16 protein-coding genes are annotated in these 20,332 nt (G+C 68.6%); 12 read left to right on the plus strand and 4 right to left on the minus strand.

The genetic code is table 11. The features are described from left to right. Nucleotides 1–3: 3 nt before the first annotated feature. The 3 genes from LZC94_14555 to LZC94_14565 form a co-directional block, all read right to left on the minus strand. Nucleotides 4–1,140: a PDDEXK nuclease domain-containing protein gene (locus LZC94_14555; protein WXB18451.1), complete on the minus strand. Its 1,137-nt coding sequence runs from the start codon at nt 1,138–1,140 to the stop codon at nt 4–6. A 124-nt stretch (nt 1,141–1,264) separates the two neighbouring features. After that, nucleotides 1,265–1,723: a pyridoxamine 5'-phosphate oxidase family protein gene (locus LZC94_14560; protein WXB18452.1), complete on the minus strand. Its 459-nt coding sequence runs from the start codon at nt 1,721–1,723 to the stop codon at nt 1,265–1,267. A 31-nt stretch (nt 1,724–1,754) separates the two neighbouring features. Next, complete coding sequence (locus tag LZC94_14565; protein WXB18453.1) at nt 1,755–2,294, minus strand: DUF1801 domain-containing protein; 540 nt, start codon at nt 2,292–2,294, stop codon at nt 1,755–1,757. 157 nt (nt 2,295–2,451) lie between these two features. Here LZC94_14565 and LZC94_14570 point away from each other — a divergent pair, with 157 nt between their 5' ends. Continuing rightward, nucleotides 2,452–2,538, plus strand: coding sequence for a hypothetical protein (locus LZC94_14570; protein WXB20191.1), 87 nt, complete (start codon nt 2,452–2,454; stop codon nt 2,536–2,538). A gap of 5 nt (nt 2,539–2,543) precedes the next feature. Here LZC94_14570 and LZC94_14575 read toward each other — a convergent pair whose 3' ends face one another. Then, nucleotides 2,544–4,628, minus strand: a complete 2,085-nt coding sequence (locus LZC94_14575) for a response regulator (GenBank protein ID WXB18454.1) — start codon at nt 4,626–4,628, stop codon at nt 2,544–2,546. Nucleotides 4,629–4,785: 157 nt separating this feature from the next. On the opposite strand from LZC94_14575, the gene LZC94_14580 reads away from it, so the two are divergent. The 11 genes from LZC94_14580 to LZC94_14630 all read left to right on the plus strand — a co-directional run bounded on the left by LZC94_14580 (nt 4,786) and on the right by LZC94_14630 (nt 20,207). Beyond that, a complete protein-coding gene (locus tag LZC94_14580; protein WXB18455.1) occupies nt 4,786–5,169 on the plus strand; it encodes a response regulator in 384 nt (127 codons plus the stop codon). Further along, nucleotides 5,166–7,205: a chemotaxis protein CheW gene (locus LZC94_14585; protein WXB18456.1), complete on the plus strand. Its 2,040-nt coding sequence runs from the start codon at nt 5,166–5,168 to the stop codon at nt 7,203–7,205. Before LZC94_14580 ends, LZC94_14585 begins: the two co-directional genes overlap by 4 nt. Nucleotide 7,206: 1 nt before the next feature. Further along, complete coding sequence (locus tag LZC94_14590) at nt 7,207–7,689, plus strand: chemotaxis protein CheW (protein WXB18457.1); 483 nt, start codon at nt 7,207–7,209, stop codon at nt 7,687–7,689. After that, complete coding sequence (locus tag LZC94_14595) at nt 7,679–10,153, plus strand: methyl-accepting chemotaxis protein (protein WXB18458.1); 2,475 nt, start codon at nt 7,679–7,681, stop codon at nt 10,151–10,153. Before LZC94_14590 ends, LZC94_14595 begins: the two co-directional genes overlap by 11 nt. Continuing rightward, complete coding sequence (locus LZC94_14600; protein WXB18459.1) at nt 10,150–12,498, plus strand: HEAT repeat domain-containing protein; 2,349 nt, start codon at nt 10,150–10,152, stop codon at nt 12,496–12,498. Before LZC94_14595 ends, LZC94_14600 begins: the two co-directional genes overlap by 4 nt. 16 nt (nt 12,499–12,514) lie before the next feature. After that, nucleotides 12,515–13,327 carry a protein-glutamate O-methyltransferase CheR gene (locus tag LZC94_14605; GenBank protein ID WXB18460.1) on the plus strand — a complete coding sequence of 271 codons (813 nt, stop codon included), beginning with the start codon at nt 12,515–12,517 and terminating at the stop codon, nt 13,325–13,327. Further along, nucleotides 13,324–14,355: a chemotaxis-specific protein-glutamate methyltransferase CheB gene (gene cheB / locus LZC94_14610; protein WXB18461.1), complete on the plus strand. Its 1,032-nt coding sequence runs from the start codon at nt 13,324–13,326 to the stop codon at nt 14,353–14,355. The genes LZC94_14605 and cheB overlap by 4 nt, the downstream gene beginning before the upstream one ends. Nucleotides 14,356–14,966: 611 nt before the next feature. Next, entirely contained in the window at nt 14,967–17,432 is a 2,466-nt protein-coding gene (locus LZC94_14615; protein ID WXB18462.1) for a TonB-dependent receptor plug domain-containing protein, read from the plus strand. A gap of 56 nt (nt 17,433–17,488) precedes the next feature. Then, a complete protein-coding gene (locus tag LZC94_14620; protein ID WXB18463.1) occupies nt 17,489–18,511 on the plus strand; it encodes a hypothetical protein in 1,023 nt (340 codons plus the stop codon). Beyond that, entirely contained in the window at nt 18,511–19,074 is a 564-nt protein-coding gene (locus tag LZC94_14625) for an RNA polymerase sigma factor (GenBank protein ID WXB20192.1), read from the plus strand. The genes LZC94_14620 and LZC94_14625 overlap by 1 nt, the downstream gene beginning before the upstream one ends. Beyond that, nucleotides 19,071–20,207, plus strand: coding sequence for a FecR domain-containing protein (locus LZC94_14630; protein WXB18464.1), 1,137 nt, complete (start codon nt 19,071–19,073; stop codon nt 20,205–20,207). The genes LZC94_14625 and LZC94_14630 overlap by 4 nt, the downstream gene beginning before the upstream one ends. Nucleotides 20,208–20,332 lie beyond the last annotated feature (125 nt).

Raw genomic sequence — 20,332 nt, forward strand, 5'->3', positions numbered from 1 at the left:
TCCTCATCGCCGCCTCGGGCGCGCGCCTCGTGCCTCGAGCTGGCGGCGCGTCTTCTCGATCTCCTCGACGAGCCTTTGCTCCTTCGGAAGTGCCGTTTTGTATTCGGCGGCCAGAATTTTGTTCGTCAGGCCGTCGAGGGCGTACTTCGCCATGGCGTGGTCCTTTTCGGCGCAGAGGATCAGCCCCACGGGCGGGTTCTCGCCCCGCAAGGTCCAGTGCTCACGAGCGTAGTTCAGATACAGATGCATCTGGCCTGCGTCTGCGTGGGTGAACTTGCCGAGCTTGAGGTCGATGATGACGAGGCAGCGAAGGCGGCGGTGGAAGAAGAGCAGATCCACTCTGTACCAGGTGTCGCCGACGCGAAGTCGGCGCTGACGTCCCACGAACGAGAAATCGCCGCCGAGCTCCAGGAGGAACGTCTCGAGGTGCCGGATCAGGGCTTCCTCCGCCTCGGTCTCCGAGTACTCGTCCTTCAGGTCGAGGAACTCGAGCACGTACGGATCCTTGATTGCCTCTTCCGGCGAAACGATATCCTCAGGCTTCGCGATCTGGCCTTTCCGCATCATTGCGGCCTTTTTGCGCGAGAGCGCCGTTCGCTCATAGAACTTGGACCCGATTTGCCGATCGAGCTGGCGGACCGACCAACCGCCGCGGAGCGCTTCGGCCTCGTAGAACTTCCTCGCGAGTGGGTTTTGTACTTGGAGGAGCCGCGTGTAGTGGGACCAGGGCAGCGAGAACGACACCGACGATGGTCCAGATTCGGCAGACAGCGTCTGCCGAATTCTGGGAACCAACTTGGTCGGCCTAGCCGTTTCGGAATCGGCAGACAGTGTCTGCCGATTCGGCCACGCGGTGTAAAATGCACGCATCTGGCGCAGGTTGCGCACGGAGAAACCACGCCCGAAGTGTTCCGTCAGGTCCGCCGATAGACGCTCCAATAGCGCTTCGCCGTAGTCCGCGCGGGCCTTTCCCCTCTGCTCGAGCTCGACGATCCGCCAACCGACGAACCAATAGGTTGCCGTCATGAGGGCGTTGACCGATCGAACGGCGGCACGCCGCGCATCCTCGATGACGCGCGCAACATCGGCCAGCATCACATCGTAGCCGACCAAGGTAAGCTGCTTCGTCCCGCGGGGCATGGCCGATCGATGATATCTCAAGCACCGCGACGGGGCCTCGTCAAGTTTATCGCCCCGTTCTTCCGGTATCCGAAGTGTCATAAAACGATGGCGGAGCTGCTTCGTGCGGATCGGGCGATCCGTATCAGGGTACGTACCGGTGCGGGCTCGCATTCGAAAAATACGACTGGTCGCGCGCGACAATCGATTCGGGGCGGATGCGTACCATCAAATCGAGGTGGTCGATGACGAGGGAGCGGAACGATGGGTTCCAATCCGCCGGATCCGCGCCGAGGTAACGTTGGAGCAGCCGATAGAGCCTTTGATCGTCCAAAGGTTCGATGGATGCGATGCCGCGGATGCCGACGTGTCGGAGTGTGCCCTTTGCGAGATCGAAGTCGACGATGCCGACCGCGCAGCGGGGCTCGTTGCGCAGGCGCTTTGGAAAGGAGTCGCCGTGGTTTCCGATGAGCCACAAAGCGCCTTCTTCCCAGAGAAACCACACCGGGCTCTCGCGCGGCCCCGCCGATGATGCGGTAGCCAGGTGCGCGAACAGCGGCTTGGTGAGAAATTCGTCAATGTCGAAGTCGAGGTCGTCGTTCATGCTGCTTCTTCATGATTCGCATGGCGCAGGCTCAAAAGAGCGGATCGCCGGGCAGCTCCGATGCCTGTTGGATCCAATTGGCCAGGAGCTCCTCGTCGAGCGAATCGTCCTCGTGGATATGAAAGTAGCGCACGTTCGGATGCTTGGACGCCACCGGGGGTCGGGGAAGCAGCGACCGGCCGCGCAGAAAGGTCACTTTGACGTATTGCGCAAAGCAATGGAAGGTGAGGAACCAGCCCTGGCCCTCGATTCCATAGAAGGGCGAGTTCCACCTTACGGCCTTGCGCACGCGGGGCACCGTGCGCACGATGAGCGCGTCGAGGCGGCGCCCGAGGCCGCGCTTCCAGCCGGGCATGGCCGCGATGTAGGCCTGCACGGGCGCATCGCCCTCGTCCTTTGCGATTCGAGGATTGCCGCCCGAGAGGAGCACCGGCTTGGCGCCTGCCGGGGGAGCTTTGGTCTTGGCTCCCTTCTTGGCCGCCGGCGCGCGTGCGCCTTTGGTCACGGCGGGCTTCGCGTTGGCGGTGCGCGATGGGCGCTTGGCCGTTTTGGGCTTGGCTTTGCTGGGCATGCGCAGCTCCTCGGATGGTCACAGTCGCGGGACGGAGCCCGCCCGTCAAGTCGAGCTGCACATCCATTTGCGGCGATGGGATCCTCACGCCGCGTGAAGGTTGCGACAATGCAACACCACCCACCATGCCTTTGGCCCGCGCTGCCGCGACGGTGTCGTGCAGGCGGAGCTCGGGGAGCCGTGCGATGACGGGAACACCGCCGATGGCGATGGTCGTTCCAGCGATTGCAGCCGCAGCCCGTGACCCCGTCAGCCGAGGGGGCCTCGGTGGGAGCGGCCGGCGAGGTTGGCGACCACGAGGACCAGCTCGCCCGCGTCGATGGGCTTTGGAACGTGCATGTTGTAGCCGGCCATCAAGGCCATTTTGCGATCCTCGCTGCGGGCATAGGCCGTGACGGCCACCGCGGGGGTGGAGCCGCCTTGCTCGACGGGGAGGGCGCGCACCCTTCGGATGAGCGACAAGCCGTCTTCGCCGGGCATCCCGATGTCGGAGATGAGCACGTCGGGCTGCAAGGCGCGCAGAAGATCGATGGCTTCTTGGGCCGAAGAGGCCGACGTCACCTCGACCTTCCAGTGACGTAGGAGGGTCGTCATGAGGTCCCGCGCGATGGGATCGTCGTCGACGACGAGCACGTTGAGCCCCGCCAGGTGCGTCGGGTGGCTCGGGCGCTCGGACGGCAAGCGCGGCTTGGAGATCGAGCGACGTCCCGCCTGCTCCGATACCGGCAGGGAGACGATGAACTCCGTGCCCTGTCCCTCGCCTTTGCTGGTGACCGCGATCGTGCCGCCGTGCAGCTCGGTCAGGTGGCGAACGATGGTCAGTCCCAGACCGAGGCCGCCTTGCTTGCGCGCCAAGGTCCCCTCCGCCTGGCGGAATCGCTCGAAGACGTGAGGGAGGAAGCCCTCGTCGATCCCGATGCCCGTGTCCTTGACGCGGATCTTCACCCAGGACGCCTCGCCCCGCAGGGAGACCTCCACCCGCCCCTTGGGCGGCGTGAACTTCACCGCGTTCGTCAGGAGATTCCAGACCACCTGCTGCAGCCGGTCGGCATCGCCTTGGACGGGGCCCGCGTCGGGATCGAGCGACGTCGCGAGGACGATGTCCTTCTTTTCGGCGGCCGGCGCGACGGCGTCCTTGGCCATATCGATGACCGACACCAGGTTGACCGGTGAAAGCTGAAGGCGCAGGTTCCCGGAGACAATCCGGCTCACGTCGAGCAAGTCGTCGACCAGTTGCGTCTGCGCGCGCGTGTTTCGCTCGATGGTCTCGAGCGCGTGCTCCACCTCGGGGGTCGAGAGCTCCCCCGTGCGCAAAAGATGCACCCAGCCGGCGATGGCGTTCAACGGTGTGCGTAGCTCGTGGGAGACCGTGGCCAGGAATTGATCCTTGGTGAGGTTCGCCCGTTCCACCTCGCTGCGCGCTGCGAGCTCGCGATCGAAGAGGATGGCGCGCTCTTGCTCGGCGCGAACCCGGTCGAGACCGAGGGTCACGATGTCCGCCATGGAGGAGAGCGCCTCGAGGGAGTCGGCGTGGAGGTGGCTCGCGGTCAGCACGGCGAGCGCGCCCAAGACATGGTTGTCGATGAGCAGCGGGTAGCCCGCGAACGAGCCGCCGACAGCGAGCTCCGCGTCGGCCGCCTGCACGAGGAAAATGCGCTCTTTGGAGTCGACGATCTTTCGCGCGAGCCCGTCTCGGATGAGATCGATGGGGGCCGCGAAGGCGTCCTTCCCGGCGCGCGCGTACTCCTTGAGGCGATCGTCCTCGCACAAGAAAATCCAGGTGCTGGCGCCGTCGAGCTGGTTGGAGATGGCCTCGACGCATTGCGAGGCCGCGGCGCTCATGCTGCGCGCCCGGGTCAGGGCGACGCCGACTTCGGCGGCCATCGTCAATTGACGCGAGCGGCGCGCCTGCGCCTGATTCAGCCGGCTGGTGCGAACCAAGGTGCTGGTGCGCGCGATCAGCTCGCCCGGATCGTAGGGCTTGCTCAAATAGTCATTGGCGCCGGCGGCCAGCCCCTCGATGACGTCGCCCTTGCGACCGTAGGTCGTCATCAAGAGGATCGGCAGGACAATCTCGTCATAGGTCTCGCGAAGAAATTTGCACACGTCGAGCCCCGAGAGCCCGGGGAGCTGCCAATCGACGACCAAGACATCGGGCGGGCCCGCGTTGGCGATCCGCTCGAGGACGGTCGATCCATCGACGAACACGTCCACCGTGTGGGCCGTGGCGAGGGCGCGGCGGGCCATTTCCGCCTCGAGCGGACTGTCCTCCAGGATCCAGACGGATCCGCGTTCACCATAGAGCGATGAATCGTATGAACGTTCTCCCGTCATCGAGGTGCCGTGGGGACACGCACTCTAGCGACACCCGCGCGAGCGAGCTACTACTACGCGTCGATTCGAGCGGTGTCGCAGCCCAGCCGCTGCGCGCAGCCGCGGGAAGCGTTTGACGAAACGAAGGGGGCGGGCCTAGGTTTGACCGGAGGTTCTCGTGCCCAACGCGCTCATCGTCGATGACAGCAAGGTGATGAGGGACATGATCATCGCTTGCTTGCGGCCGCTCGCCGGCTTGTCGCCCACCGAGGCGACCAGCGGTCTCGATGCGATCGAGCAGCTCTCTTTGCAGCGGTTCGATTTGCTCGTGCTCGATTTGAACATGCCCGACATCGGTGGGCTGGAGGTCATCGAGTTCGTGCGCGCGCAAGACAAATTGCGCGAGCTACCTATTTTGGTGGTGACCACGCGCGACGATCAAAACTCCCGTACGCGGATTCTGTCGGCCGGGGCCTCGCAGTACCTCACGAAGCCGTTCACCCCCGCCGAAATTCTCTCCGCCGTGCAGGGCTTGCTGCCCGACGGCAAGGCGACCGGGTGAGCACCTCGATCGACCTCAAGGAGTTCCGGGGTGCATACCTGGCCGAGGTCGGCGAGCACCTCTCGCTCTCCAACGCGAAGATGCTCGAAATCGAGGATTCGCTCAAACGGGGCCAAGCGAGCTTCCGCGCCATTCGCGAGCTCTTTCGTCTCTTGCACACCATCAAGGGCCTGTCGGCGATGGTCGGCGTCGACACCATCGTTACCCTCGCGCACCGCATGGAGGCCATCCTCCGCCGCGCGGATCAACGAACGATGGAGTTGAGCCTGGACGCCGTCGAGCCTCTTTTCCACGGGCTTCGCGCGATTCAAGAGGTGGTCGTCGCGCTCTCCAAAGGGAGGCCCATCGACCCGCCATCCAATGTGCTGATCGCGCGCCTCGAGGCCGTGGAAGCTCACGGCAAGCCGGCCTCCGAGTCCCCGGGCGGCGAGCGAGTCCTCGATTTGGAGCCCGCCCTCGACGCCAAGCTCGCGCGGTTCGAGCGCGAGCAGCTGATCAACGCCGACCGCGAAGGACGGCGCGTGGTGCGCATCGACTTCGTTCCGTCGCCCAAAAAGGCCGAGCTCGGATTTACCATCAACTCCGTCCGCGAGCGGCTGGGTAGCATCGCGGAGATCGTCAAGGTCGTGCCGGTCGCCGTGCCGGCCACGGAAGATGCGCCGGGAGGGCTCTGCTTCGTCCTGATGCTCGTCACCTTGGCCGAGGACTCCGAGCTGGCGGCCGCGGTGGGCGGGCCCGAGGTCCAAGTCCGCCCGCTCGTCCATGCGCCGCCGCCGCCGGCGCCCGATCCGGCATTCTCGGAGATTCCGGGCGGGTCGGTCGACGATGACGACCTGCACGCGCGCAATGTTCTTCGCGTCGATGTTCAACGCGTGGACGAGGCCATGGAACGGCTCGCGGCGCTCATCGTGTCGCGTTCGCGGCTGACGCGCGTTCTGGACGATGTCGCCCAGGTGGATGGGGCGCTCGGGCGGGAGCTCAAGAGCATCGTGGAGGAGAGCGGGCGGCAGCTTCGCGATCTGCGCGCCTCTATTTTGCGCATTCGAACGGTTCGATTCGCCGAAATTCTGGCCCGCTTGCCGTTGGTGGTGCGCGGGCTTCGCCGCTCGAGCGGTAAAGACGTGACCTTGGCGACGGACGCAGGCGATGCGGAGCTCGACAAATCGGTGGCCGAGCGCCTCTTCCCGGCGCTCATTCATCTGGTGCGCAACGCGATCGATCATGGAATCGAGCTGCCGGATGAACGCGAGCGCAGCGGCAAGCCCCGTCAAGGAACCCTGACCGTGAGCGCTACCGTTTTGGCCAACCGCGAGATCTCCGTGCAGGTGTCCGACGATGGCGCCGGTGTCGATCGCGAGGCGGTCGCGCGCCAGCTCGGTGGCGTGGTCCCCGAGGCCGACGATGGGTTGCTGAACGCCTTGTGCCGGGCGGGACTGTCTACGCGCCGCGTTGCCACGACGGGGAGCGGGCGCGGGATGGGCATGGACATCGTCAAAAAAATCGTGGTCGATCAGCTGGGCGGCACCTTGTCGCTCGCGAACCACCCCGGGAAGGGGGCGATCTTCACGTTGCGCGTGCCGCTCACCGTGGCCATCGTCGACGCGTTCGTGGTCCGACTGAAGGAGGACAAGTTCGTGGTTCCCGTGGTCTCGGTGGAGGATATCGTCGAAGTCATCCCGGGCGCGGCGGTACGGGGTGCCACGCCCTATGGTCTGGTGGCTTTGATGGCATGGCGCGGCACCAGCGTGCCCTTGGTCGAGCTGGCAACGCTCTTCGGCATGACGCCCGTGGCGGATTCCACCGCCGTGCGCCACGGCGTCATCGTCCGTCGCGGCAGCGAGCGCGTGGGGTTCGTGTTGGATCGGGTGCTCTCGCAGCAGGAAGCGGTGATTCGCCCGTTGGTGGATCCGTTGGTCCAGGTCCCCGGTATTTCGGGCTCGACGGATCTCGGAGATGGAAAGTCGACGCTCGTCTTGGACCTGAGCGCGCTCGCACATGCGCTGCTCACGCACGGACGCTATGGGGAGCCGAACTAACATGCCGGACCTCGTGGTTCACCAGCAGGATAAAGAACGAGAAGAGCGGGCGGTCCTGCACGTGCTCTTCAAAGTCTTCGACGCCGAGTACGCGCTGCCGGTCGACACCGTGCTGCAGATGGAGTCCTTTCAAGGCGCTACCCCCGTGCCGGGCGCCCCCGAGTTCGTGACCGGCATCATTCAAATCCGCGGCCGCGTCATTCCGGTGGTCGATTTGCGAATCCGCTTCGGCTTTCCGCCCGCGCCGCTCACCCTCGACAGCCGGGTCGTCCTCGGCCGCCACGGGGAGCGCGCGGTGGCGCTTCTGGTGGACAGCGCGCGCGAGGTGCTGACCATCCCCGCGTCGGTGCTGAAGCCACCGCACAAGCTGCTCGAGGGCGATCGGGGCGGGTTCGTGAGCGCGGTCGCGCAGCTGGGATCGCGCCTCGTCATGGTCCTCGATTTTGCCAAGGTCATAGGAGAGGAGTCGCTCGATGTCGTCTAATGGGCATGGTCACGCGCGGGTCGAGTCGAGCCTCCGCGCGCTTCGCGCGTTGGTCAAAGCGTCGCAGTCCATCGAGGACTCGGTGCACCGCATCGCGCTGGCCGGAGAAGACGTGACCTCGGACGAGGTGGACACCGCCATGGCGTCGCTCGTCTCCGCGGTCGACGTGGTGGTGGAGCGCGCGCGGTCGCTGACGCGCGCTCGAAAGGGCGCGGGCCCGCCCCAGGTCGCGCTGGAGGAGATGGCGTCACGCCTCCACGCTGCGTCGCGCGCGCTGGAGGAGACGCAGAAGGAGACCGAGAACCTGGCGCGCCTGACGGACGCTTCGGCCAGCGCCGCCGACGACGTGGGTCGCGCGAGCAAGGCCACGGGCGCCGCCGCCGACACCCTCGCGGCCGCCGTGGAGCGGGTCCGCAACTCGACCGCTCCGAGCGCGCGCGCCCTCTCGGACATCAGCGCGCGCGGCGAGTCGAACGCGGCCGCGATCGAAGAGATTGGCACCACCATCGAGGAGATGTCCAAGGGCATCGCCCGCCTGGCCTCCGACGCGCAGGGCATCGGCGACCAGATTTCGAGCGTGGCCAGCTCCGTCGGCTCCGTGGAGAAGAACCTCGCCTCCGTGTCGGCGAACGCCGATGAGACCACGGTGGCCATGGATGAAGCCGCGGCCACGACGGAGGAGCTCGCGCGGTCCATTCGCGCGGTGGCGGATCAGGCCAAGAAGCTCGAAACGTCGATGACGGGGGCCCGCACCAATGTGGCGTCGGTGGCGGCCGCGGTGGAAGAGGTCGCCGCCACCGCCGAAAAGAACGCGGCCACCGTGGAGTCTGCGGCGGTTTCCATCGAACAAGTCGCGCGCTCGGCGCAGAGCGCGGCCAAGAACACCGAGGAGATCACCCGCTTGACGGCGGGCAGCGCGACCACGGCCGCGCAGCTGGAGTCGAGCGTGCGCGCCGTCGCGCAGCTGACGGAGGACGCGAAGGCGACCGGTGATGCCGTGTCGGCGGCCGCGCGCGAGGGCGGGATGACGGTGGCCAAGTCGATCGCCGGCCTGGCGAAGATTCGCCAGTCCATCGTCGACTCCGCGGGCGTCATGAAGGCCATGGGCCAGCGCGCCGAGGAGATCGGCGACATCGTGGCCACCATCAATTTGATCGCCGACCGGACGAACCTCCTGTCGTTGAACGCGAGCATCGAGGCGGCGCGGGCCGGGGAGCACGGGCGCGGGTTCGCGGTGGTCGCCGAGGAGATTCGCTCGCTGGCCGATCGCGCTGCGACGGCCAGCGGGGAGATCGCCAAAATCGTCCGCGGGCTCCAGTCCACCGCGCGCGACGCCATCGCCGTGTCCAACGACGCCTCCAAGGTCGCCGAAGACGGCGCCGTTCTCGCCGGGGCGGCGGAGGGCGCGCTGGGCACCATCCTGCAAGGCGTCGAGCAGCTCACCGGCACCGTGCGGACGGTGGCGCGCGCGACGCAGGAGCAGGTGCTCGCCGGCCAAGCGATGAGCCAGGGCATGTCCAAGGTCACGGAGCAGATTCGGGACGTCACCAACGCCACCATCGAGCAGGCGCAGGCCTCGCGGACCCTCGCCCTCGGCGCCTCGCAGATGCGCGAAATGGCCAAGCAGACGACCCAAGCCGCCGCGGAGCAGGCGCGCGCGATGCGCGAAATCGTACGAACCAACGCCGAGATCTCGAGCAACGCCGAGCGCATCGCGCAGGGCGCGCAAGAGCAGGCGGGGGCCGCCTCCCAGCTCGCGAAGACCGTCCTCCAGGTGCGAAAGGTCACGCAGAGCACGACGGCGGCGCTGAGCGAGCAAGCGCGGGAGACCGCCGCGATCGGGCAAAACGCGCGCGCGGTGGCGACATCGACGCAGCGCACCCTCACGGCGCTCTCCGAGCAGGCCAAGGCCGCGGGCGAGGCCGCGCGAACCTTGGACGACATCCGCCGGCAGAGCATCCTCTCGGTGCGGGCGTGGAGCGAGCACGCGAAGGGGACGTCGGAGCTCGACAAAGCGCTGGCCGACGTCGCAGGCTCGCTCGCGTCGCTCGCCCAGTCCGTGAAGGAGCAGCGCGAGACGTCGGACAAGGTGGTGCAGCACGGCGAGCAAGCGCGTCGCGCGGCGTCGTCGCTGCCGCAGCGCCTCGGCGCGCACGCCAAGGCCGCGAGCGAGATCGCGGCGCGTCTCGCGACGAGCGTGTCATCCGCGGAGGGCGGCAACGGCGATGTGGCGGCCGAAGAGCTGGCGAACGCGGTGCAGGAGGTTCGCATGCATGTTCGGGAAATCGACGGCGCGGCGGCGCGGCGCAACCGGCGGCTGCAGACGGTGGTGTCGAGCGTCCGCGAGCTCGCGGGGCAGGCGGCCGAAATGCGCCGCGCCAGCTCCGACGCCGCGGCGGACGTGAGCGCGCTGGACGAGGCGAAGGCGGAGAGCGGTACGCCCGAAGCAGGGGGCGTCGTATGAATGCCTCGTCGCGCAATGGACTGACGCTCTCGCCGGAAGACCGGGTGCGGGTCGAGCGCGTGGAGAGCCTCGTGCGCAAGGGCGCCGAGGCCATTCCGTCGCTCCTCGAGATGCTCGCCGACCCGAGCTGGGTCGTGCGCCGCGCGGTGACCGCCGCGCTGGCGAGGGCAGGGGATCCGGCCATCCCGGGCTTGGTCCGTATTCTTCGCGCACGCGACGCGAACGAAGCGCTGCTCGCGGCCGCGGTGGACGCGCTCGCGTCGTCGGTCGGAAATGTCACCGAGCCGCTCTTGGCCCTCACGGACGAGACGGAGAAGCCCGCGACGATCTGCGACGTGCTCCAAGTCTTGGGCCGGCGAAAGGCCACCGGCGCGACCGCGCGCATCGCCGCCCTCACCACCCACGCCAACGACAACGTCGGCATCTCCGCCATCGAAGCGCTGGGCCGGATCGGAGGCGCCGAGACGGTCGAGCCGCTGGTCGCCGCCGTCGGGCGAAACTCCTTCTTCCGGACCTTCCCCGCGATCGACGCCCTCGGTCGAACGGGCGATCCGCGCGCCATCGCGCCCTTGGTGGCGCTCTTGGGGGATCCTCTTTACGCGGTGGAGGCCATCCGCGCGCTGGGCCGCACGGGCCAGTCGGCGGCGGTCACCCGCTTGGGCGAGCTCGTTCCCCGCAGCAGCGACGCCGTCCTTCGCGCCATCGCCGTCGCGCTGATCGATCTGGTCGAGCTCCACGAGACGCGCTTCGGGATCACCGACGATCTGATGGAGCGCTTGCGCGAGCTGGTATCGGTGGGCGCCAGCGTCAAGATCCGCGGCGCCCTCGTGGGGGCGCTCGCCTCGGAGCGAAATGCCATGGCCCGCGTGCTGGGATGGCTCGGCGACGAAACCGCCATATTGGGCCTCCTGGAGCTGCTCGACGACGACTCGACGCGGGCGACCGCGTCCACGGCGCTGCGGGGGCTCGGATCGAGCGCCACGCCGTATCTCCTCCAGGCGATCCGCGACGGCGACAGCGTGACGCGCGAGCGGCTCCTCCCGCTGGTCGGGCACGGGCGCGTGGGCACCGAGGAGTTCGCGTCGTGCTTGACCGACCGCGAGCCCGAGGTTCGCGCGCTCGCCTGCGAGGCCTTGGCGCGGCTGGGCAATACGTCCGTGGTCCCGCTGATCTTCCGGCTCATCGCGGACTCGAACCCGCGCGTCTCGCAGGCGGCGTCCGCGGCCATTCACTCGCTGGGCAGTCAGGAGACGAAGTCGCTCGCCCTCGATGAAGCGCGCTCGCCGGACGTCCGCGTTCGCCGCGCGGCCCTGCGCATCTTGGGTTACTTCGGATATCCGGAGGGGCTGCCGATCCTCATCGCGGCCATGAACGACGAGGACGAGCGCATTCGCGAGAGCGCCACCTCCGGGCTCCCCTTGATCGACGATCCGCGGGCCCTCGAGGCGCTCATCGCAGGGACGAGCCACCCCACGGCCAAGACGCGCGCCGCCGCCACCCGGGCGCTGGGACAGACCTCCGCCAAGCCCGAGGTCACCGCGTCCTTGACCCAGCGCCTCGAGGACGAGGACGCGTGGGTCCGCTATTACGCGTGCCAGGCCTTGGCGCGGCTCAAGGTCAACGCCGTCACGGAGCGCATCGTTTCGCTCTTGGACGACGAAGCCGGCCAAGTTCGCGTCGCCGCCGTGGAGGCGCTCGCGCAGCTCGGCAACGATCGCGCGATCGCCGCCCTCTCGGAGGCGGCGACGTCGAACGATCCCGACATCCGTCGCGCCGCGCTCACGGGCCTCGGCATCGCGCGCCACCCGCAGGCGCTGCCCCTCATCCGCAGCGCGCTGACCTCGTCCGACTCCGCCACCCGGCTCGTGGCCGTCGCCGCGCTCGCGGAGTTCGACGTGCCCGACGTCGTTCCGCTCCTGGCGAGTGCCGCCATGGATCCCGACGAGCAAGTTCGGAGCTCGGCCATCGGCTTTCTCTCGACCCGCCCCGGGCCCGGCGCCACCCATGCGCTCATCGAGCGGCTCGCCGACGTGGGCACGCGCGAGCGGGTCATCGCCGCCTTGGCCGTCGCGCCCGATCAGCGGACCGAAGGCATCCTCGCCGCGCTGGAGACGGCGGATGAAGAGACATGCCCCCTGCTCGTGAGCGCCCTCGTCCGCATGCGCCGCGCCATCGGCATCGCCGCCGTGGCCGACGTGCTCAACTCGCAAAACGTTCTGGCGCGCCGCGCGGCCGCCGCGGCCATCGCCAGCATCCACACCAAGGAGATGGCACACACGTTGAAACGGGCGTTGTCGGATCCCGATCACGAGGTGCGGCGCATTGCTTTCATGGCCAAACGATAACCGTCCATTCTTGCCGATGAGCCCTCAACTCTTCGCCATCCTGAGCCGGCTCGTCGAGGAGCGCACCGGTATTCACTACGACACGGGCGACCGCGAAATCTTCGTGAGCAAGGCGACGGGGCGCGCCCTCACGGCCGGATTCGAGTCGCTGCTCGATTACTACTATTTCCTTCGCTACGACGCGGGCAGCACCGCGGAGCTGGACGCGCTGATCGATGCGCTGGTCGTCCCCGAGACGTATTTCTTCCGCGAGGCGCACGCCCTGCGCGTGGCGATCGAGACGTGGATTCGGCCGGCCGTACGGCGCGGTCGCGGGGCGCGCATCTGGAGCGCGGCCTGCTCGACCGGCGAAGAGCCCCTGACGCTCGCGATGCTCCTCGACGAGTCCGGTCTTCTGCCGTCGGTCGAGATCGTGGCGTCGGATCTCTCGACGCGCGCGCTGGCCGTCGCCCGCGCGGGAGGGCCCTACGGCGATCGCTCCCTGCGCGCGCTCCCGCCGAACGTGCTCGGGCGATGGCTCGAGCTCGACGGCAGCGGGGCGGTGCATGCGCGGCCCGAGCTGCTGCGCGCCATCGCTTGGCGGAGGATCAACCTCTGCGAGCCGCCGGCCATCGCCAACCTGGGGTCGTTCGACCTCCTGGTGTGCCGGAACGTGCTCATTTATTTCGCGGACGAGAACATCGCGCGCATCGCCGTGTCCCTGAGCTCCGCGCTCCGGCCCGAGGGGCGCCTGCTCCTCGGCGCATCGGAGTCGCTGATGCGCTTCGGCACGTTGCTCGAGTGCGAAGAGCAGCAGGGCGCCTTCTTCTACCGGAGCCGTAAGACATGAGCACCGCGATCTCCGTTCTCATCGTCGAGGACTCGGCCTTCGCGCGAAAAGTGCTTCGCGACGTCTTGAGCGCCGCCGAGGGGATCCGCGTCGTGGGTGTGGCGCACGACGGCCTCGACGCGCTGGAGAAAATCTCGGAGCTGCAGCCCGACGTCGTGACCTTGGATCTGCTCATGCCGGGGCTGGACGGGGTGGGGGTCCTGCTCGCGCTGGCGGAGCGCAACGACGCGCCGCGCGTGGTGGTGGTGACGACGCTCGACGAGCACAGCGAGCTCGGGGTCGCGGCCTTGCAGGCCGGCGCGGTCGACGTGGTCCAAAAGCCGACGGCCATCGCCACCAATCGCCTCTACGGTCTCGCGGACGAATTGGTCGAGAAGGTGCGCGTCGCGGCCGCCGCGAAGGGGACGCGGTGCCCGGTCGCCACATCCCCGTTGGATGCTGCCCCGGCCATCACGGCGGCGGCGACGGACGTGCTGGTCATCGGTGCATCGACCGGCGGGCCGCGCGCCGTGGGGCTCTTGCTCAGCGCGCTGCCAAAACGCTTCCCCGTTCCAATTGCAATTGCTTTGCATATGCCCCAGGGATACACCGAGGCCATGGCCGCGCGGTTCGACGCCGACTCGGCGATCGAGGTGCGCGAGGCGCACAACGGTGTCGAGGTTCGCCCTGGCCAGGCGGTCATCGCGCCGGGCGGCATCCATTTGCGATTGCGGCGCGTGGGCCAATCCTGCGTCACCGAGCTGTCGCCCGAGCCCGTGGTCAGCCTTCACCACCCGTCGGTGGACGTTCTGTTCGAGAGCGCGTCCGCCGGCTGGGGCGCGCGCGCGCTCGGGGTCGTCCTCACCGGGATGGGGGACGACGGCCTCGCGGGCTCGCGGGCCATTCACGGCGCGGGCGGGCGCATCCTCACCGAGGCGGAGTCGTCGTGCGTGGTCTACGGGATGCCGCGCGCGGTGTTCGAGGCGAATCTCGCCCTCGTTTCGGCGCCCATCGAGCGGATGGTGTCGACGATCCTTGCGCGCCTCTAGCGCCGCCGCGCGCGCGCCTTCGGTGCCGCAGCACGATGAGGTACCCCGCCAGGCCGTTGACGAGCATGAGCGCGTTGGTGGCCACGAAGACCCAGTTCCGCACCAACAGGCTGTACACCGTAAACCCGACCGAGGCCGCCATCTGGCCCAGGAAGAGCCATTTCGAAACCCCTTCGCTCGAGCCTTCGTGCCATTGTTTGTAGACCTGCTTGCCAATGGTCAGCACGAGAATGAAGGAGCTCAACCAACCCACCATCTCCGTCAGCATGGCTCGCTCGCTCGCATTTCGGCGCACGCATCGCATGAACCGCGCCACGCGGGCTACGACCTAGCGGGCGCCCAACGAGGTCGGCCCCGGGGGACGAAACGTCGTTGAACGCGGAGCGTCGAAGGCCGGGCGCGAGATCGCTGTGTGCGGGCGGCGAGGCAGAATGCAACGGAGGTGCGCTCCTGAGCGCGCGGATACCGCCTGCCCGCGCCGTCGAGGGGGCCGATACGAAATGCGCGATCCTTCGGATGAAGGAAAAGGACCCGTCGCGTGAATACGTGCACGACCCGCCAGCGCCGCGCGTCTTCGCGGGCGCCTGGCTCCATCCTTCCGGAGATCTCCGTTGCTACGTATTGGAGCCCCACACCTTTTGGGGGTGCTTCTCGCGGTCCTTTTGGCTTGGACGACCTCGGCGCTCGCCCAAGGCGCGCCCCCATTGACGCCTCCCCGTGCGCGGGGCAGCACCGACGTGTCGTATCCGCCCAAGTCCGGCGGCGCCCAAGGCGCGCCTCGCGCGGAGGGCGATGCGTCCGTGGAGCTGGAGCTGATCGTCGAACGAGATGGAACCGTGTCGCACGCCGAGGTGATCGAGGGGCGCGAGCCCTTTGCCGAGCACGCACGGCGGGCGGCGCTCACCTGGACGTTTTTCCCCGCCCGCCGAGGCGACACCGCGGTTCGCGCACGCACCCGCGCGCGCGTCGCGTTTCGTCAGGAGCTCGAGGAGACGTCTTCGCCTCCGGCGGCCTCGTCGCCTCCTCCAGCAGGCGGCCCCGCGACGTCTTCGGCGGGGGGCCCGGCGGCGACCGGGGCGGGGCCCGTGACCTCGAGCGAGCACGTGGAACAAGTGACCGTGCGCGGCATCCGGCGCGAGATCGGGCAGACCACGCTCTCGGCCAAAGACGTGCGGGAGATGCCCGGCGCCTTCGGCGATCCCTTCCGCGCCATCGAAGCGCTGCCGGGCGTGACCCCGGTGATAAGCGGGGCCCCGTACTTCTTCATTCGCGGCGCCCCGCCGAACAACAATGGCTATTTCCTCGATGGCGTTCGGGTGCCGGTGCTCTTTCACGTGGGGCTCGGGCCGGGCGTCATCCACCCCGCGCTCCTCGACCGCGTCGAAATGTACCCGGGGGCAGCGCCCGCGAGCTACGGAGGCTTTGCGGGCGCGATCGTCGCCGGGCGGACCCGGGATCCGGCGACGAGCTTTCATGGAGAGGCCAACGTGCGCTTGGTCGACGCGGGGGCGCTCCTCGAGGCGCCCTTTGCCGGTGGCCGGGGCACGGCGCTGGTGGCGGGGCGCTATGGATACCCCGGTCCGATGGTCGGTGCTTTCTCGGATACGACCCTCGGCTATTGGGATTATCAAACCCGCGTCACCTGGCGCATCGGCGAGCGCGGTACGCTCGGCCTCTTTGCGTTCGGGGCCCATGATTACCTGGCGCACGTCGAGCGATCGGGGAAAACCGAGGAGGACTTCGTATCCGACTTCCACCGCGTCGATCTCCGGTACGATCATGCGCTCACCGATGGCCGCCTGCGCATCGCGGCGACCGTGGGCTACGATTCGCAGGGCGCGTCGCCGAGCTATCTGACCGATACCTCGGGCGCGGTGCGCCTCGAGGTCGAGAAGAAGCTATCGTCCGCGGTGCGCGTTCGCGGCGGCGCCGACCTACGGCTCGACGTGTACCGATTCCGGCAGGGCGAGCCGGCGGGTCCGTACGATACGGTGGTCCCTTCCAATGTGGACCCACCGCCCACCAATGTCTCCGGGGCCGCGTACGCCGACATGATCTGGCGCGTCGCCCCACGGGTCGAGATGGTTCCGGGCGTGCGGGTCGGGATCTTCGCGTCCTCGAGGGACAACGCGGTTGGCGCGACCGACGGCGCGTCCCGGGTGAGCACCACCGAGGCGGCGGTCGACCCGCGTCTTTCGGTGCGCGTGACCCTCGCACCCGCGGTGGCGTGGCTCTCCACCTTCGGCCTCGCGCATCAATATCCGGCGCTGCGGGTCGGGAGCGTCCCCGCGCCCGTGGTCACGGGGGCCGGCTTTCCATTCGGCCAACGGCGCTTGCAGACCGCCGCGCACGCAAGCCAAGGGCTCGAGATCGGTCTGCCGGCGGACCTGGTCTTGACGGCCACGGGCTTTCTCTCGGGTTGGTCCGGGCTCACCGATTTGACTGCAAACTGCATCGAAATGGAGCCTGGTGTGGTGCCTCCGAATCCGTCGGGCGCGCCGCGTCCTCCGCTGCCGGTCAAGTGCCCGAACAACGAGCCCGTCAATGGACGCGCCTATGGAGTCGAGCTGCTTTTGCGCCGTCCGCTGTCGAAACGTTTGAGCGGCTGGCTCTCCTACACGCTGTCGCGTTCTACGCGCGCGGCGCGGTTCGTGACCTTCCAAGGCGAGGATGCCATCGCCACCGTGCCCAGCGAGTTCGATCGCACCCACGTGCTCAACGCCGTTCTCTCCTACGATGTGGGACGCCGATGGCGCTTTGGGACGAGGTTCATGTTCTACTCGGGTGCGCCCTATTCGCCATTGGACGGAAGCGTGCCGGTGCCGCCGTACCATAGCCAACGCGATCCGCCCTTCGTTCGGTTGGATGTGCGGCTCGAAAAACGCTGGCCGCTCGGAAAGACCGGATCCATCGCGTTCGTGTTCGAGGGGCAGAACCTTACCCTGAGCAAAGAGCGGACCGGGTTGGGGACGGACTGCAACGGCGTCTCCGGACCCGAGGGCGGGACGACGGAGTGCACCCGCTCGGAGGTGGGACCCATCACCATCCCGAGCATGGGCGTCGAAGCATTCTTTTGAAAACGACGGATGAAGGGATCGGGGCTCTCGCGCGAAGATGGATGATCGCTCCGCCCATGAACGCGCCGTACCCGTTGCAATTTTTCATCGTGATGGGAGTCTTTGGCGCTCTTGGGGCGCGCCCGGCGGCCGCTCGGGATCGGGTATGCCCGTCGATGGCCATCGAGGCCGACGGTGGCGTGGTTGGTCGCTGGCCCGAGCTGCCCGAGCAGGTTCGCGCGGCCTTCGATGCGCGCGACGACATCGACCGATGTGCCCGCGTGGTGCTCTCATGGCGGGACGGTACGATCGCGGTGGCGGTCGTATTGCCCGATGGGCGGCGCGCGTCGCGATCCGTTTTGCAGCGGGAGGACGTGGTGCCCATGCTGGAGGCGTTGCTTCTCGTGCCGCCATCGTCGCCGCCGGTCGATGGACATGCGCTGCCGGTCGAGCGCTCGTCGCCGCCGGCCGATGGATATGCGCCGCCCGTGGTTGGCCCTTCTCCGCCCGCCCATTCGAGCTCGACGAGCTCCGCCCGCAGCGCGGCGCCCACGCCACCCGTCGAGCAAGCTTCGCCGCGCGCCGCGCGCGTTGAGTCGTCCAGCCGCGTTCGAATCGAGCTCTCCGTCGCCACCGGTGCGCGCGCCGGGGATGGCTACACCAGCGCGGGGTTTGGCGTGCTCTCGTTCCTCGACATCGCGGGGTGGCTCGGAGGCTTTGCGGGCCGGTTGGACGGCTACGGCGTCGCGGGCGGCCCCGACGGCGCCGCGATGGAGCTCGCGCTCTTGCTGGGCCGCCGCTTTCGGTTCGACACCCTCGCGCTCGACGTGATCGGCGGACCCGCCATCGTCCCGCAGACGAACATCGTCGTGAAGCAAGATCGCGATCGGATCCGGGAGGAAGTCCGTTCGGGCCCGGTGCCGCGCTGGCTCGTCGGCACCCGATTGCACTTCGGCGCGCGCTCGGTGATGCGCACCTTCGTCGGCATCGACGGAGAAGTCGGCGGGGCCGGCCTGGTGGGCGCCGACCCCGACGAACGGGGTCAATTGCCGGTTTGGACCGTGGGTTTCGCGTTCGGTGCGACCGTGGGGTCCTTGTGATGCGCCCCCGCGCCAAGTCGCTGGCGTGCGACATCGCGCCGGCCTCCGATCCCGAGCTCCTCGCCCGGATCGCAAAAGGCGAGATGGACGCCCTCGGTGAGCTCTACGATCGGTACCACGAGCCCGTCCGGCGATTCATCGCCCGGGCCACGGGGGACGCGGAGGACGTCGACGATCTGCTGCACGCGACCTTCCTCGCCGCCGCCACGAGCGCCCCACGCTACGACGGTCGCCCCTCGTGCCGCCCGTGGCTCATTGGAATCGCCGTCCAGTTCCTTCGGCGAAGGCGCCAGAGCCTCGGTCGCTTGTTCAAGGTGCTCCTGTCCCTGCGCGGCGCGCGGGCGACCCTGGTGGATCCGCGCTCGACCCTGCAGGCGCGCGGCGATGTCGAGCGGGCGCTCCTTCGGATCAGCGAGGCCAAGCGGATCACCTTTCTCCTGGCCGAGGTCGAAGGTCTGAGCTGCCCCGAGATCGCCGCCGCCCTGGACGTGCCCATCGGCACCGTGTGGACCCGGTTGCACGCGGCCCGTCGCGAGCTGCGCGAGGTGCTCGAAGGGTCATGAAGTCCGCGTCCTGCCCGCGCCAGTTCGAGGTGGAGGCCGTGCGCGATGGTCGCCTCATGGGGCCGGAGCGGGCGAGCTTCGAGGCGCATCGGAGGGGGTGCCCGGTGTGCTCGCGCGAGGCGCAGGCGCTCGACGACTTGGCCGGCGCGTTCCGCGCGAGCAGCCCGAACGCGGGCGCCGACGAGCTTCGTGTGCGGCGGGAGCGAACGCGCTTGCTCGCCGCGTTCGATGGCGCGCTGGTGGCGCCGGAGCCCACGTGGAGGGCGCGGCCTCGTCGACTCGGGCTGGCCGCTGCGTTGGTGCTGGTCGCCGGTCTCCTCGTCTTCTGGCGCATGCGGCATCCGTCGGAGCTCCGACAGGCCGTGCCCGCGCCCGCGCCGGACACCGTGATCCACGCCGACAGCACCGCGCTCTATTCGAAGCGCACGGAGGGCGGCCGCGATGAAATCGTCCTCGAGCGCGGCGCCCTCTGGATTCATGTCTCGCACGCGTCGCCCGAGCGCGCGCTGCGGGTCCTGCTCCCCGACGGCGAATTGGAGGACACGGGTACCATCTTTACCGTATCGGTCGCGGACGGCCACACGACGCGCGTCGCCGTCGAGGAAGGAAGCGTGGTGCTGCGGCTCCGAGGCGCGCCGCCCGCCGTCCTCGGCGCAGGTGGCATCTGGGTGGCGGCGGACGCTCGAGCCACGCCGCCGCCAAGCGCGCCCGCGCCGGTGCCGCCAAGCGCGCCCGCGCCCGCGCCGTCAAGTGCGGGCTCCACCGCGCTCGCCACCTCCGCGTCGGCCGCCCCGCTGGCCCCCCAGGTGCCACGCGGTCCGCGGGTATCGCCGGCTCCCCATGTGCCGAGCGCGCCGCCCTCCGCATCGGCGCCCCGCCCCGATCCATCGGACGATTTTCGCACCGCGATGGCCGCATTCGGTGCCGGAAAGAATCGGGAAGCCGCCTCGCGATTCGCGGCCTTCCTCGAGAAGCATCCGCGCGATCCGCGCGCCGAAGACGCCGCCTACCTGCGCATCTTCGCGCTCCAGCGGACCGGCGATGCGAGCGCGATGAAGGACGCCGCGCGCGCGTACCTGCATCGCTACCCCGCGGGGTTCCGGCGCGCGGAGGTGGAAGAGCTCCTACGCTGACATTCCGGATGAACCGTCTCGCCCGTGGGCGCCCGCCGGCGCGCGCAGGTCGCGAGAGCGCGGCGCAGCTTGCGGCAACCGTGGCGACGGTCTGCCGGAGCCTGGTCGAACCGGTAGAATCAATG

This window comes from Sorangiineae bacterium MSr11954 (assembly GCA_037157815.1).
GTDB classification, from domain to species: Bacteria; Myxococcota_A; Polyangia; order Polyangiales; family Polyangiaceae; genus Pendulispora; species Pendulispora albinea.

What these genes read in the sequence shown, in the direction of transcription:
- LZC94_14590 (WXB18457.1), top strand. Translation starts at nt 7,207, where the DNA reads ATGCCGGACCTCGTGGTTCACCAGCAGGATAAAGAACGAGAAGAGCGG.
- LZC94_14555 (WXB18451.1), bottom strand. Translation starts at nt 1,140, where the DNA reads ATGCCCCGCGGGACGAAGCAGCTTACCTTGGTCGGCTACGATGTGATG.
- LZC94_14625 (WXB20192.1), top strand. Translation starts at nt 18,511, where the DNA reads ATGCGCCCCCGCGCCAAGTCGCTGGCGTGCGACATCGCGCCGGCCTCC.
- LZC94_14630 (WXB18464.1), top strand. Translation starts at nt 19,071, where the DNA reads ATGAAGTCCGCGTCCTGCCCGCGCCAGTTCGAGGTGGAGGCCGTGCGC.
- LZC94_14575 (WXB18454.1), bottom strand. Translation starts at nt 4,628, where the DNA reads ATGACGGGAGAACGTTCATACGATTCATCGCTCTATGGTGAACGCGGA.
- LZC94_14605 (WXB18460.1), top strand. Translation starts at nt 12,515, where the DNA reads ATGAGCCCTCAACTCTTCGCCATCCTGAGCCGGCTCGTCGAGGAGCGC.
- LZC94_14620 (WXB18463.1), top strand. Translation starts at nt 17,489, where the DNA reads ATGAACGCGCCGTACCCGTTGCAATTTTTCATCGTGATGGGAGTCTTT.
- cheB (WXB18461.1), top strand. Translation starts at nt 13,324, where the DNA reads ATGAGCACCGCGATCTCCGTTCTCATCGTCGAGGACTCGGCCTTCGCG.
- LZC94_14565 (WXB18453.1), bottom strand. Translation starts at nt 2,294, where the DNA reads ATGCCCAGCAAAGCCAAGCCCAAAACGGCCAAGCGCCCATCGCGCACC.
- LZC94_14560 (WXB18452.1), bottom strand. Translation starts at nt 1,723, where the DNA reads ATGAACGACGACCTCGACTTCGACATTGACGAATTTCTCACCAAGCCG.
- LZC94_14600 (WXB18459.1), top strand. Translation starts at nt 10,150, where the DNA reads ATGAATGCCTCGTCGCGCAATGGACTGACGCTCTCGCCGGAAGACCGG.
- LZC94_14595 (WXB18458.1), top strand. Translation starts at nt 7,679, where the DNA reads ATGTCGTCTAATGGGCATGGTCACGCGCGGGTCGAGTCGAGCCTCCGC.